Genomic DNA, 14,880 nt, shown 5'->3' with positions numbered 1-14,880 from the left:
CGAAGGTGACTGTCAACTACCTTTTTACTATAAATACGCTGCAAACCAGCGGATCATATGGTTGAGCCGCTCGATGCGGCGGTCGGTGCGGCCAGCGCGGGAAAGCCCGTGTGATTCTTCGGGGAATAGCACCAGTTCCGTGTCTACACCTAGCTTTTTCAGGGCAACGAACAGTTGCTCACCCTGCTCATGGTCGCAGCGATAGTCGGCTTCGCTGTGAATGACGAGGGTGGGTGTGGTGGCGTTACCGATGGTGGAAATGGGGGATTGCCGCCAATAATTTTCCAGGTCTTCCCAGGGGGCTTTTTCGGCACCAAACAGATATTCGGTACCGATGTTCATGTCGCTGGAGCCGTAGAAGCTGATGAAATTGCTGACGACGCGCTGGGCAACGGCCGCTTTAAACCGATTTGTCCGGCCAATAATGGTTGTGGTCATGTAGCCGCCATAGCTGCCGCCCGTCACCCCCATGCGCTCACTGTCAATATAGGGCAGTTTTTCAACATAATCGGCCCAGGCCATCACGTCCTCAAAATCAACGGTTCCCCAGCGATTGTAAATCGCTCCGGCAAAATCTTCACCATAGCCCTGGCTGCCGCGTGGGTTGCTCCAGTAAACGACGTACCCTTGTGCGGCCAGCAAGTGAAGTTCGTGGAAGTAAGCACGGCCGTATTGCGTTTGGGGACCACCGTGAATCTCTAAAATGGAGGGGTATTTCTGGCTGGGGTCGAAGTTCGGTGGGGTCATAATCCAGCCGTGCAGGTCGGTGCCGTCTTTGGCTTTGAACCAGACCTCTTCAATATTGCCAACTTCCAATTCGGCCAGAAGCTGGTTGTTGAACTGGGTGAGCGTTTGCGTGGCACCATCGGCTAAATTTAGCGTGCATATGCGGGCCGGGGCACTTAAATCGCCCCAGAGGTAAGCAATTGTTTGCTGGGAGGCATCCAGGCTGAAGCTGCCGACCAATCCGGCATTGTTGATGATGCGCTGGTAGCCGGGGTTGTCTGAGTCAGTGCTGAAGGCGAGGACGGGCTGGTTTCCTTTTTCGGTGGCCTGAATGGTGATGGTACGGCCGTCTGCTGACCAGGTAGGCAAAGTTTGCGACGTACCGCTACCCACATCCGTGAGGGTGACGGTGGACAGGTGCAAATCCGTCTCGCCAGACAGGTTGCGGGCGGTGCCGCCGTTGATAGGGACAATGTAAAGGCAGTCGTTTTGGTACCAACGCCCTTTTTGCCTGCGTCCCATGAACGCTATCCAGTTGCCATCTGGCGAAATGGTGTGGCTGTTTTTGCGTCCTTCTTGCGAGGAGATCAGTTCCATTTTGCCGCCAGTTGCTGGAATCCGGTAAAGCTCAGTCTGATCCCAGTTGAGGTCTGGCTGTGGGTCACGGTTGGAGATGAAGATGAGGGAACGGCCGTCTGGCGTCCATTGGGGTTGGGTTTCACTAAATTTGTCGCCGTCAGTTAGCTGTGTGGCTTCGCCGCTGGCGGCATCAATGGTCCAGATGTGCCACTTTTCTTGGGGCGTGTAGCCGCCGCCGTCAAATTTATAATCGAGCCCGGTGATATGGCGGCTAACGATGCCTAGCTTTTTCTTATGCTCATCTTTTTCGCGTTCGATAGCAGCCGCATCTTTTTTGCGGAACTGGGTGGCAAAGGAACGGCCGTCTGGCGACCAGACAAATCCGGCAAAGCTGCCTTCCATTTTGGTTACAGGGCGAGCTTCGCCTCCGTTGATAGGAATGACGTAAATTTGGAACTGTTTTTCATCTTTGCGGTTGGAGAGGAAGGCAAGGGAACGGCCGTCTGGCGACCAGCGCGGGTGTGTATCAGTCTGATCGCCGTAAGTGAATTGGCGGGCTGGGCGGCTACCATCGCTGGGAACCAACCAAAGGTTACTGTATTTCTTTTCTGTTTTACGGTCTACGCGGGTAAGGCCAAAGATGATACGAGAACCGTCGGGAGAGATTTGTGGGTCAGAGACGAGTTCTAGTTTGTATAGATCATCGGCGGTAATCGGCCGTTTTTCTGCCTGAGACATGGTACCTCCATAAAATGAAAATGAGTGGTCAGTATATGGTATTCAGTGATCAGTAATCGGTGAATAATGGCTTACCGATTACTGGGGACTGGTTACGGATTACAGAATTGGGAATGATAGCGTGGCATGGTCGGGCCTGCCAGCGCTGGCAAGATTATGCAGATAGGGGATGATAAGCGGGCAAGATAAAGCTAAAAGTGCTCCCTTTGCCCAGTTCGCTTTGTGCAGCCACTTCGCCCCCCAGCTTTTCCATGATGCGACGCACAATGGAAAGCCCTAACCCATGCCCGGTAGCCCGCACCTGGCTTAGTTGGGTAAAGGGTGTGAACAATAAATGGTGCTTTTCCGGATCAATGCCTTCGCCGTTGTCTCGCACCCAAAATTTGATACGGCCGTCTGGTAAAATCTCGCTACCTAATTCAACCTTGGGCGAGTTGCCGCCATATTTGAGTGCATTGCCAATGTAATTTTCCCACACTTCTTCAATCCACGGCGCATATCCACTAGCCACAGGCCAAGATTCAGGCAAAATGAGGCGAACATTGGATTTCTGTATGGTAAAACGCAGACGGTCTAGAGCATTTAGCACAATTTCCATCATATCTAGTGGATACACGTCTACATCTCGCTGACGTACGCTAGAAAGAACCAGCAGCTCCTGGATGATGTTGCTCATGCGATGCGCGTTTTGCACCAGCAGTTCCAGGGCCCGTGTTTGCTCTTCTAGGGTAATGTTGTTTTCCGCAGTTTTCAGCAGATCGGCAAACCCTACCACCAAGGCTAGCGGATTTTGCAGATCGTGGGCGACTGTGTGGTCAAATGCTGCCAATTCTGCATTCTGCACCTTCAAATCTTCCATTTTGGTTCTTAGCGTTTGGATGAGTTGGGCATTGTCAATGGCGATGGCGGCTGAAGCGGCTAACATCTGGGCATAGGTAAGGTCTTGCGACTTAAAACGGCCGCTTTTTTTGTTCACAACTTCTAGTACACCCAACACCCGGTTACGCAAGTGAATAGGTACGGCCAGAATGGAGTTGGTAACAAAGCCACTGCTGCTGTCTATGCTGGGGTAGAAACGGCCGTCGGACGACGCATCAGATACAATTGTGCCTTCATTTTTCTCAGCCACCCAGCCCACAATACCGTTCCCTGAATGCACAGCTTGTCCTAGCAATTTTTGTTCAGTGCCAGGATGAAAAGCAGCCCGGCAAATCAACTTTTCTTGATTTGCATCTTCCCATAGCCAAACAGAACTGCCAGTAGCACGGATAACTTGCACCGTCACTTGCAGGAGGCGATCCAGCACCTCATTAATATCTAGCGTAGCGGTTAATATTTGGCTGGCCCGGTTCAGCAGCAGCAGTTCTCGGTTGTGGCGCGCCAATGTTGCCACGTTTTTATCCCGGTTTGCCATGTCGGCCGTTTTAGAGACGGGAACGATGGTTAGCAGCAATCGGTTTGGGCGTTCAGGGAACGGCTCAATTTGCAAATCAAAAGTGTCATCTGGGTTGGTGCTTTGGAAAAAGTAAGCATTTGGGTAACTGAAAATACCCTCTGGCGACTGTAGCTGCTGAATAATATCTTGCTGGTGGGGTTCAAGTTGGGGGAATAAATCAATGAGATGTATATCAGCTAGATCATCTGTTGTCAGATGAACCCATTGGCGCAATTTGGGCGAATAATTTAGGACATTGAGCCTTGTATCTAACGTCGCGTGGACAATCGTCTTTTTGTTTTGTTCAATTGGTGCGCGCTCAATTTCCCGGTACATGGTGGTTAATGTTGTTCAGTTTAACTGGTTGGCGAAACAGTAGTCATTGTCAATCATCTTAGCACGATTTTTGGAATATGAAACTGATATCGTTGTTTAACAGTGGTTCTTTAGAGCCATTGCGCTAAATCCAAATCCCAAATGCGGATAATTTTATCCTTTTCGCCGAGGGTGGCGATGACAGACTGGCTAGGGTGAAAGGCAAGCCCAGAAAAAGCAAACTTGGAGTGCGGCTCTTCTAGAATGACTATGGGTTCCCATCTGTCGGTACGCCAAAAATGAACAGTGCCGTCGGCAGATTTGGATGCGAGCAGTCGCCCATCGGCAGAGAAGGACACGGCCGTTACCGGTTTGTCGTGGACGGACAGGTGGGTAATTGGCTCGCCATTTAGCTGCCATATTCGCACATCGCCATCGTAGGAGGCAGAGGCAAATTGCTGTCCGTTCGGAGACACGGCCAGGTCCAATATTTCGCCACGATGGCCATCAAGGGTTCGCTTGGTTTGCCCGCTTGCCAAATCCCACAGCCTAATACGGCTATCGGCCGCGCCAGATAAAACAGTTTGGCTGTCTGGCGTAACGGCCAGGCAGCCGATACGCCCTTTGTGGCCAGTGAGTATTTTTTCTTCTGAATCATTGGACAGGTTCCAAATGCGAATCGTTTCATCATACGCGCCAGAGAGGGCAAAATGGCCGTCTGGTGTGGCCGCTACTGCGTAAATGTAATCTGAATGGCCGCGCAAGGTACGAGAGCGATTTTTGCCCGACATCTCCCACACTTTTAACGCATTTTTAGAGGCAGAGATGGCTAACTGGCCGTCGGCGGTAATGACGACTGTGAACACAGAGCCACTATAACCATATAGCTCCCGGATTTGTTCGCCGCGCTCGGTATCCCAAATACGGACGGTTTGATCATAAGAAGCAGAAGCCAACAATTTACCGTCTGGCGACCAGGCAATGCGTGTAATCGCTCGATTGTTTGCCTTGAGCTTATGGCGAAGCGTGAACCCGGGTGGACTTGCTTGGGCTTTCATTGTAACTCCTATGTGCAATGTGTGTTGAGTTAGCAGTCCCATGAATGTCGGTTACGTTACCAATAAAGAATACACCAGTACGGCCGTGCCTCCCCCAAAGAAGGAAGATAAAAAGTTTACCACATCATTGTTCATCCATCCCCAACCCCGGATAGGACGGGTAGGCTGACCACAATGAGCCTTTTTTTCTGTCTCTTTTTCACAAACGTCACAATAATAAATTTGCTGCACGGTAGCGCCTAAAAAGCTATCGCACAGTGACCCGGCTAAGCCACCAATGCCGCCGGTAATTGTTAAGCCAACAAGATTCATTTGCGTTAACAGTCCGGCCGTCAGCCCAATAAGCAAGCCCCCCATAAAGGAAACGGCCGTGCCAAACAGAGAAATGCCGCCAGAACTGCCGACCGGCACAATACGCCCTGTGGTAATGAGGCGGGGAGGACGCTTGCTGAGTGTGCCTAACTCAGTTGCCCAGGTATCGGCTGTGACCGTACCCATAATCCCTAAAAAGAGTAGAAACCACCAGGAGGAAGGGAAAATACCATATATCAGTGCAACGAGCGCACCGCCACCACCATTAGCCAACACTTGTCCCAAATCACGCTGGTGCCCCTTGTCAAACTTTTCGGCCACAGCCTGTTTCTCGCGCTCTTTGTAATGCGAGAGCAAGCTAGAGCTAACAAAAAAGAGCGCCAATAAAATGCCCCACACCCAACCCCCAAGGCCACAAATAATGGTGCCAACCAGCAGTGCGCCTGCCACCCCAGAAGGTGCCAGGGATCCGCGCCAGTAAGCCAAAACGGCAACCAAGCCGCTAAGAAGGAAGGAGAGAGCAAGCTGATTAAACATGGGCTTTTCAAAAAGCTGCGTTAGTGTACCAAAGCCCCCCTCAATTGTGAAGAGTCGGGTAAGCGGATCCCACGATAACTAGCGTTGTCTGTTTCAGAAAAAGATAACCTTTCTTCGAGCAAAAAGTCATGATTGAACCTAATTACAGAAAACGGTGTTTACCTTCGTAACTCATTCTTGTACAATTTGATTTGTCAGCCAATGGTAGTAAACCATTTGCACCTTTCCCTCCCTTGAATGTTTCCAAAATAGTCTATGCAAAATCCTGCCTTGCTGGCAACAATCCTAAACCCACTTTACCACGGAGTAAATTTTATAATGACGAAAGAAAACCTGAACCCTTTTGCAATTGCACAAGCCCAGTTAGATGAAGCAGCCGATGTGTTGCAGCTTGACCCCCACATGCACGCTTTTTTGCGAGAGCCTATGCGCGAATTCCACTTTACCATTCCAGTACGAATGGATGATGACACGACCCAAACCTTTCAAGGGTTCCGTGTGCAATACAACGATGCGCGTGGCCCGGCCAAAGGTGGCATTCGCTTCCACCCCGATGAAACCATTGACACCGTTCGTGCGTTAGCGGCCTGGATGACCTGGAAAACGGCCGTATCCGACATTCCGCTTGGCGGTGGCAAAGGGGGTGTCATTTGTGACCCCCGCAAGATGACGCAAGATGAACTGGAGCGTCTTAGTCGTGGCTACATGCGTAACATTGCCCGCTACGTGGGCATCACCCAAGACGTGCCCGCCCCCGATGTAAACACCAACCCGCGCATTATGGCCTGGATGCTAGACGAGTATGAAACCATCACCGGAAGGCGCGAACCAGGCGTAATCACCGGCAAGCCGCTAGAGTTGGGTGGTTCAGCCGGGCGCACCCCTGCCACGGCAATGGGTGGCCTTTTTACCATCCGCGAAGCTGCCAAATTGAAAAGTTTAAATCTGGAAGGTGCAACAACGGCCGTACAAGGGTACGGCAATGTTGGCTCCTACGCGCACATATTGGGGCAAAAGCAGTTTGGCTTAAAAGTTGTGGCCGTGAGCGATGAGTACGGCGGCATCTACAATGCCAACGGTCTGGATTGTGATGTAGTGCTGGAACATCAGCGCAAAACAGGCAAAGTGATTGACTGCCCCGGCACAGACAACATCAGTAACGAAGAGCTTTTGGAACTGGAAGTAGATATTTTGATTCCTGGCGCAATTGAAAATCAGCTCACACTCAAAAACGCCGATAGCGTGAAAGCCAAAATTGTGGCCGAGCTGGCCAACGGCCCCACGACACCAGAAGCAGACAACATCCTCAATGACAAAGGCATTTACATCATTCCCGACTTTTTATGTAATGCGGGTGGCGTCATTGTTTCCTACTTTGAGATGGTGCAAAACGGATACCAATATTATTGGGATGAATCCATGGTGCATCAGCGGCTAGACAAGAAAATCACCACCGCGTTCCAGGCTGTAAACCATATGTCTCAAAGCAAAAACGTGGATACGCGCGTCGCCGCCTACCTGGTTGCCGTAAACCGTGTGGCCAACGCGGTACGGCTGCGCGGCTGGGTCTAAATTTGTTGTTGCGTATTGTGGAAGCAAACTTTACAATGTTGTTAGCACAATATGGTGAACAATTAAATAGGGCAAACGGCCGTTCGGGAGAGAACGTAAGTATTATTTTTGCGTCACCGAAGGGGCAAGCGGCAAACAAAAACGGTTGCTGTGAAACTCTCAGGTAAAAGGACCGGGCGGTTGGGTTAATCTGGAAAGTGAGCGTTAATTGAGCGGCAGCGAAATTTACGCCCACACCGAAGGGGCAAGTGGCAAACCTTCGCGTCTGCTGCGAATCTCTCAGGTCTATGACAGAGGACGCTAGCAATTTTTATGATTGCTATGCGTCCTTTTTTGTTGGCTAAAGATGATAAAAATTGCCACAGAGAATTAAGAAGTTATTCTCAGAAATCTCTGTGGCTCAAACCAAGGAGAGAAAAATGAGCAATATTCCAGCAGATTTGAAATACACTCAAGATGATGAATGGATTCGCATAGAAGACGACGTTGCTATCGTCGGCATTACAGACCACGCCCAAGATGCTTTATCTGACATTGTATACCTTGAACTGCCAAATGAAGGAGACTTCTTTGGTGTGGGTGAAACATTTGGCGTTGTAGAATCCGTAAAAGCAGCAGCCGATTTGCTGATGGCTATTTCCGGTGACGTAATTGAAGTGAACGAAGACCTCATTGACACGCCTGAGCTCATTAACTCCGACCCATACGGGGAGGCATGGATGATTAAGGTGAAGATGAGCCACCCTGCGGAAGTAGATGACCTGATGGATGCGGACGCTTACGAAAAATACCTAAGCGAACGCGAATAAATTCCTGGAGAAACCCCATGACAACTCCCACAACTGTTGCTACCTTGCCACTGTCCCAAAATGGCAAGGTCAATGGCGACATCCAAATGAGTAACCGCGACCTGCTAACGCCCACAGACCACTTTGTAGATCGGCATATTGGCCCCCGTGATGAAGATATTGCTCACATGCTGCACACCCTAGGCGTGCAGTCACTGGCTGAATTGATGAGCGAAACCATCCCAGACAACATTCGGCTAGGGGATAAGCTGCAAATGGATCCCCCACGCAGCGAATCTGAAATTTTAGCCGAACTGCGTGCCCTTGCTGCCCAAAACAAGCTTTACCGCAGCTTCATTGGCATGGGGTACAGCGATACGCTAACCCCGCCTGTGGTGCTGCGGAACATTTTTGAGAACCCCGGTTGGTATACGCAGTACACGCCCTACCAGGCAGAAATTGCCCAGGGGCGGCTGGAAGCATTGCTTAACTTCCAAACAATGATCATGGATCTAACGGGGATGGAGATTGCCAACGCTTCTATGCTAGATGAAGGAACGGCCGCTGCTGAAGCAATGACCCTCACATTACGCCAACGGCCGCGTCGCTCCACGGCCAACACATTTTTTGTCTCCGAACTGTGCCATCCACAAACCATTGCCATTGTGGAAATGCGGGCTGAACCGTTGGATATCAATGTGGTGGTGGGCGATCACGCCAGCTACGATTTTGATGACTGTTTTGGCGCACTGCTGCAATATCCAGCGACGGATGGCAGCGTTTTAGATTACGAAGCGTTTGTGACAATGGCCCATGAAAATGATGCGTTAGTCGTTGTGGCGGCTGATTTGTTAGCGTTGGCGCTGCTGCGTTCCCCTGGTGAGTTTGGCGCGGATGTGGTGGTTGGCAATAGTCAGCGTTTTGGCGTGCCGTTGGGCTACGGGGGGCCACACGCGGCATACATGGCCACTCGTGAAAAGTTTAAGCGGCAGTTGCCGGGACGCTTGGTAGGTGTTTCTGTGGATGTTCAGGGCAACCCGGCCATGCGGCTGGCAATGCAAACACGCGAACAGCACATCCGCCGTGAGAAAGCAACCAGCAACATTTGCACGGCGCAGGTTTTGCTGGCCATTATGGCCTCGATGTATGCGGTGTATCACGGCCCTGACGGGTTGCGGCGGATTGCTAGGCGGATTCAGTTGTTAACGGCCGTTCTGCACAAAACTCTCTCCCAATTAGGCTACACAACCAACGACCAGCCCGTCTTCGACACAATCACCGTTTCTGGCGGCCCCAAATCGCAGGAGCAGATTCGGGCAGCGGCCCTGAGCCGGGAAATCAATTTGCGTTACTTTGAGGACGGCCGTATCGGCATCTCCCTGGACGAAATTGTAGAAACAGACGAGCTGGATACGCTATTTGAGATTTTTGGCGCAGACAAAGGGCAATTTAGCGTGCCAGAAATGGCCGATGCCATCAATCTGGCCTACCCAGAAGCCCACGCCCGTGCCAGCGACTTCCTCACCCACCCCGTCTTCAACAGCTACCACTCAGAAACGGAGATGATGCGCTACATCAACCGGCTGGAAGCCCGCGACCTCTCGCTGACGCACTCGATGATTCCGCTGGGTTCCTGCACCATGAAGCTCAACGCCACGGCCGAAATGCTGCCCATAATGTGGCCCAAATTTGGGGCGCTGCATCCCTTCGTGCCCACGGACCAAGCTGAAGGGTACGCGGTACTGTTCCGGCGGTTAGAACGTTGGTTGGCAGAAATTACTGGGTTTACGGCTGTTTCCCTCCAGCCAAACTCCGGCGCCAGTGGTGAATACACGGGGATGCTCGTCATTCGCGCCTACCATTTGTCACGCGGCGACGACCAGCGCAACATTTGCCTCATTCCCAGCTCTGCCCACGGCACCAACCCCGCCAGCGCGGTCATGGCTGGCATGAAGGTCGTCGTGGTGAAGTGCGACGACCACGGCAACATTGACGTGGCTGATTTGCGTGCCAAAGCAGAGCAGTACAGCGAAACGCTTTCGGCCGTCATGATTACCTACCCCTCCACCCACGGCGTTTTTGAAGCGGCCATCGAAGAGATGTGCCAAATCATCCACGACAACGGTGGGCAGGTGTACATGGACGGGGCCAACATGAATGCCCAGGTGGGCTACACCAGCCCCGGCAAAATCGGGGCAGATGTGTGCCACCTGAACTTGCACAAAACGTTCACCATTCCGCACGGCGGCGGTGGCCCCGGCATGGGCCCGATTGGCGTGGCGGCGCATCTGGCTCCGTTCCTGCCCGGGCATCCGGTGGTGGCTGGCGTTGGTGGTGAACAGGCCATTGGCCCGGTTTCGGCCGCGCCCTGGGGCAGCGCTGGCATCTTGCCCATCCCCTACGCCTACATCGCCATGATGGGCGAAGCTGGCTTGCAAAGAGCCACCGAAGTAGCAATTTTGAACGCCAACTACATCGCCCACCGGCTGGACCCCCATTATCCGGTGCTGTACAAGGGTGAAAACGGCCGTGTCGCCCACGAGTGCATTATTGATCTACGGCCGCTCAAGGAGTTTGTGACGGTAGATGACGTGGCCAAGCGGCTGATGGATTTCGGCTTCCACGCCCCCACCATGTCCTTCCCCGTCCCCGGCACGCTGATGATTGAGCCAACGGAAAGCGAGTCGCTGGTGGAGGTAGACCGCTTCTGCGACGCCATGATTCAGATTCGGCAAGAGATTGCGGAAATTGAGGATGGCAAAGTGGCCCACGACGACAGCGTTTTAGCCCACGCCCCGCACACGGCGTCGGCAATTGCAGGTGAGGTTTGGGAACGGCCGTATTCAAGGGAAACGGCCGCCTTCCCCACCGAGTGGGTACGCAGCAGCAAATTCTGGCCCGCCGTCGCCCGCATAGACAACGTCTACGGCGACCGCAACCTCGTTTGCGCCTGCCTTCCCATCGAAGCCTACGTGAGTTAAGCGAAACGAAGGTTCTTCAAAAAAGGCCACCTCGCAAGAAGTGGCCTTTTTCTTTAGCGGTGGCTTGCTGTGGCCGGTTTCTGACCGAGCCACATGATCATTTTAGGTTGGGAAACGGCCGTAAAAAATTGCAAAATAAGCGGTACGGTAGACGCCTACTGCAACGGGGCAACGGCTATTCTGGTTTGCGAGGTAAGTCGGCAACCCTCATTCTTATCGGAGCGAACGCACAATGACAAAACAATGGTGGTATTCTCCGCCCGCCTGTAGGTTCCAGAGACCCCTCCAGGGTGTTACACCACTGTCACTTATCGATTCTACGACAACATCATAGAGGCCAGCATCACCGGCATCAATGGAGAAGCGGCTGACAGGTCCTAGTTCAGGGCACTGTTGAGGAGAAGCAAAGTAAACCCTACAAGATGTGCAAGCACTGATTTCCTCGAATCTCGGTTCAGGACCGCTAAAGACAATACGCAATCTCTCGGGTGAATCATTTTGGATAACTAGTTCGACAATGTTGCTGTCAGTGCTGCCGACTCGCTCTGGGGTTGGTATCGTACCCGCGCCAACCGCTCTTGCGTTTCCGACAATTGCTCTCGCGAGGCCACTCTCTACACTTGACACAAGACTATGCTGTGGAAACTCCGCCAGGAAAACCTCATAAACGTCAATAGCATTTTGCCAGTCGGAGGCATCTTCAAGGAGATGTCCACAATTGTGATAGAATGTTGGCAAGAAATCAGACCTTTCAGAACGGATTGCATTTGACACCGCTTTGTGCATTTGACATGCAACAGGATTATTGCTAAGCGCAATTTCTAGCCCTTCGGCGAGCATATGCTCTGGGTAATTAACAAGGATTCCCATGTACATTTCGAACGATTTAGCGTAGTTTTCTTCGACATCATACACCTGTCCACAATCATAGTATAGCAATGGCATAAATTCGGATGAATCGGAAGATACACTGCTCTGAAGAGTCACGACTCTTCTACAAGCCCTAGGGTTAGCAAACAAGGCAGCCTCAACCTCTTCAATAAGCTTATGCTGCGGATAATCAGATAGAAACGCATTGAGCAATTCAAAGGATTCGTCGTAATTTTCAGCGGCAGCATAAGCTAAACCACAATCGTATAGGAGCGAAGACATAAATCCTTCTCTACTAGCAATTTCGGTAAAAACTCTCCGTATAGTTAACGCCTCGTCGCACGTAGAGGGGTCTTTGAGCAATTGCGACTCCAACTCAGTTGCTAGGGGATGGTCAGGGTACTCAGAGAATAGCGAATCATACATCTCCAAAGCAAGTCGCTTCTCATTTACAGAATAATAGAACTCTCCACAGGCGTGGTAGAAGCGTGGTAGATTTTGTTCGTGTTCAGGAATTAGACTTTGTGTAAGGAGCAAGTCAATCATCTGACATGTCCAATTATCGGCAACCGAAGACAATGAGTCCTGGTCGAAGATCTCGGCATTTTTCTGCCTTGCTGCCACGGCCAATTCGTCGTAACTGTTGCCATGTCTCAAGAGGAAACCTGAATAGGCACCTACTGCCAGATTGAAAGCATTAGCTTCCTGGTGTTCCACTGCTTCGCTGAAGAAGAGACAAACTTCCCTGTTTGATTCTGCAATTGAGGCAAAGTTGCCAATGTCCGTCAAGCGCCACTTATTTATGATACGGTCGAAATAGCCAATAGCCTCTTTGCAGTCTGCTTGGCTAAGTGCTTGCCGTCCTTTGTTGAGATTGCCTCGGTCAACAGTATATTGAATTGCTATAAATCCAATAACAAGTACAGTGAGTATTGCCATCCTAGCTAAACAGCCGAGGCGTGGTTTTTCTTGATCGGAGTCGTTCTTATTCATGTTGGTGTTATTCTCTAAAGTCCTCACCATCTTTGCCAGAAGTTAAGAATAATGATAGCAAGGGCGGAGAGATAATGTCCTGGTCGGAAAATTTAAAGCATTTTAACACAACTCACCGCCATATCCGATGTGAGATAATCTCACATGACCACCGATCATTTAAATGACAGTAAAAGCTCTATTTAGATAATTCCATTCGACTTATTCTGCAACTAATCTGGACAAACCAGAACTGGGAAAGCATTTTAACAACAGATTTTCTAGATAAAAATCTGCGAATTGCCTCAAAAAAAACACCGTAAAGAGGAATTTTACTGGTAAGGGCTAATTGGCAGCAGACGGTATTTTGCAGGCTAGAGGCGTTGACATTTGGTTGGATATCGTTATTTGTCGGCGTTAGTTTTGCGTAACTTCTAGTGAGCTAAAGTTGGTTTTGGATTTCCATGAGGGCCAGCTTGCGCTCTCGCTGCTTTTGCTCATCCCACAGGATGGTTGGTTCCACGGCGCGGTCGCGGCACTGGTCGGCCGTGAGCGGGCACCGTTCGCACGTTTCGTTGATGATCACCTGCGGAATGGTCGGATCCTGCGAGAAGCGAATCGTGTTTTTCATGTCCGGTTCCACGCGGAAGCCGACGATGACGCTGCTCTGTATTCCTGGCGTCAGACTTAGCTCGCGAGAGAAGCCCAAACACAAAAAGCGATCTTGCGTCTCCACAAATTCAGACATTTGTACGCCAATGTGGGGCTGGTCAGATGCGGTTGGCACGTGGGGGGCATTTGCCATCTCGCGCAGCAGCCGCACAGACAGCCAGCGGCGGCAATAATGCTCTAGCAAACCAATGCCGCTGGGCACGATGAGCTGGTTCATGTTGAGCTGCTTGATGAGCTGGTAAGTGGTGCTGTCTTCCCGGTGGTGGAAGCGCAAAAAGTGCAGCTTCACGCCAAAAAATTGGGGAATCAGTTCGCTGAATCGGTAAAAAAGCATCTCTGGCGTGACGTTGTATTTATCCAGCATCGCCAGCATCAGGTGGGGAGACCAAGTCGGCTGCTCAAACAGATGTTGCAAATCGGACAGCATGTGTTGGCGTGGCATGAGCAGCACGCCGCCAAAGTAAGCAGCTTTAAAATCATTCAAAATTTGCTGGAACGAATCAATTTGGTCTGGCGTGGAGACAAACGAGCGTTCTTTCAGCCCCAAATATTGGTACCCTACCTCCCGCGCCAAAATGAATGTGATCTGGTGCAAATTTAGGGTGCTATTGATGAACAGCCGGGGCTTTTTGCCTTCAAAAAAGACTGAACGATATTTTTTCAAGGCAGGCTGCGTATCCATGGCTTGTAGGTCTAGCTCATACCCATAGGTTTCTTCTAGGATGGTTTTTAACGCTTCCTGGCTCACGGGTGGCTCATCCGTGAGCCCAAGCTGGGTGCCGTGTTCTTTGATGAAGGCTTGGGCGGCATCTTCCAAATCCTGAAAGTAATTTTCGTGGATTTCCTGGTAAGAGCGCAGGGCGGCTCGTAGAAAATCTTCTTCCCGCAAGCCATAGCGACGGCTGATTTCCAGCACAGCATGGAGCAACGCGCTCGCCTTTTCGGGTTCACGGGTAAGCAGGGTCACCAAATCCCCCATTTCTAAACCAAACTCATCAAAGGGAAAGCGCTGAAAGGTGGCCGACTTGAGCGTGGTGCTCAGGTAGGTCATGGATGGCGATAAGGCGATGGAGACCAACTCATCGTATGGCTTTTGCAGCACTTCCGCCATCCGCATGATTTTGTCTGCGCGGGGGTATTTGCGCCCTTTCTCGATTTCGGTGACGTAAGAGGGGGAAAGTTCGCATTGGCTGGCAAATTCGGAAAGGGTAAGCCCTGTTTCCAGCCGGGCCTGGCGCACCTTCATGCCAAAAATGATGTTGATGAGATTATTTGTCATGGGGACTCGCTTTTGTGCGCGGTTGTTTCTTGAGCCATTTGTTGGG

Annotated in this window: 9 protein-coding genes and 2 riboswitches; of the genes, 3 read left to right on the top strand and 6 right to left on the bottom strand. The window is 51.2% G+C overall.

Annotated features, from left to right (window positions below):
• Positions 1-27: 27 nt before the first annotated feature.
• From ACOQPM_RS09715 to ACOQPM_RS09700, 4 genes are all read right to left on the bottom strand, one after another.
• Positions 28-2,043, bottom strand: coding sequence for a S9 family peptidase (locus tag ACOQPM_RS09715; protein ID WP_420629057.1), 2,016 nt, complete (start codon positions 2,041-2,043; stop codon positions 28-30).
• 154 nt (positions 2,044-2,197) lie between these two features.
• A complete protein-coding gene (locus tag ACOQPM_RS09710; RefSeq protein ID WP_420629056.1) occupies positions 2,198-3,814 on the bottom strand; it encodes a sensor histidine kinase in 1,617 nt (538 codons plus the stop codon).
• A 110-nt stretch (positions 3,815-3,924) separates the two neighbouring features.
• Positions 3,925-4,851 (bottom strand): WD40 repeat domain-containing protein, encoded by a 927-nt coding sequence (locus tag ACOQPM_RS09705; RefSeq protein WP_420629055.1) that lies wholly within the window; start codon positions 4,849-4,851, stop codon positions 3,925-3,927.
• 51 nt (positions 4,852-4,902) lie between these two features.
• A complete protein-coding gene (locus ACOQPM_RS09700) occupies positions 4,903-5,700 on the bottom strand; it encodes a DUF92 domain-containing protein (RefSeq protein ID WP_420629054.1) in 798 nt (265 codons plus the stop codon).
• Between the two features lie 318 nt (positions 5,701-6,018).
• Between ACOQPM_RS09700 and ACOQPM_RS09695 the strand changes: the two genes are divergently transcribed.
• From ACOQPM_RS09695 to gcvP, 3 genes are all read left to right on the top strand, one after another.
• On the top strand, positions 6,019-7,272 hold the full coding sequence (locus ACOQPM_RS09695; protein ID WP_420629053.1) for a Glu/Leu/Phe/Val family dehydrogenase: 1,254 nt from the start codon (positions 6,019-6,021) through the stop codon (positions 7,270-7,272).
• Positions 7,273-7,346: 74 nt separating this feature from the next.
• Positions 7,347-7,457: riboswitch (glycine riboswitch) on the top strand.
• A 4-nt stretch (positions 7,458-7,461) separates the two neighbouring features.
• Positions 7,462-7,567: riboswitch (glycine riboswitch) on the top strand.
• 124 nt (positions 7,568-7,691) lie between these two features.
• The gene (gcvH, locus tag ACOQPM_RS09690) at positions 7,692-8,081 is read left to right on the top strand and encodes a glycine cleavage system protein GcvH (protein WP_420629052.1); all 390 of its coding nucleotides are present in this window, start codon (positions 7,692-7,694) and stop codon (positions 8,079-8,081) included.
• 86 nt (positions 8,082-8,167) lie between these two features.
• Positions 8,168-11,041 (top strand): aminomethyl-transferring glycine dehydrogenase, encoded by a 2,874-nt coding sequence (gene gcvP / locus ACOQPM_RS09685; protein WP_420630525.1) that lies wholly within the window; start codon positions 8,168-8,170, stop codon positions 11,039-11,041.
• A gap of 213 nt (positions 11,042-11,254) precedes the next feature.
• On the opposite strand, the gene ACOQPM_RS09680 is transcribed toward gcvP, so the two are convergent.
• Positions 11,255-12,904 (bottom strand): tetratricopeptide repeat protein, encoded by a 1,650-nt coding sequence (locus tag ACOQPM_RS09680; protein ID WP_420629051.1) that lies wholly within the window; start codon positions 12,902-12,904, stop codon positions 11,255-11,257.
• A gap of 421 nt (positions 12,905-13,325) precedes the next feature.
• On the bottom strand, positions 13,326-14,834 hold the full coding sequence (locus ACOQPM_RS09675) for a helix-turn-helix domain-containing protein (protein WP_420629050.1): 1,509 nt from the start codon (positions 14,832-14,834) through the stop codon (positions 13,326-13,328).
• Positions 14,835-14,880: the final 46 nt, after the last annotated feature.

Origin of the sequence: Candidatus Leptofilum sp. (assembly GCF_965223525.1) — a bacterium.
GTDB lineage: Bacteria > Chloroflexota > Anaerolineae > Promineifilales > Promineifilaceae > Leptofilum.
This window is presented reverse-complemented; position numbering and strand designations above follow the sequence as displayed.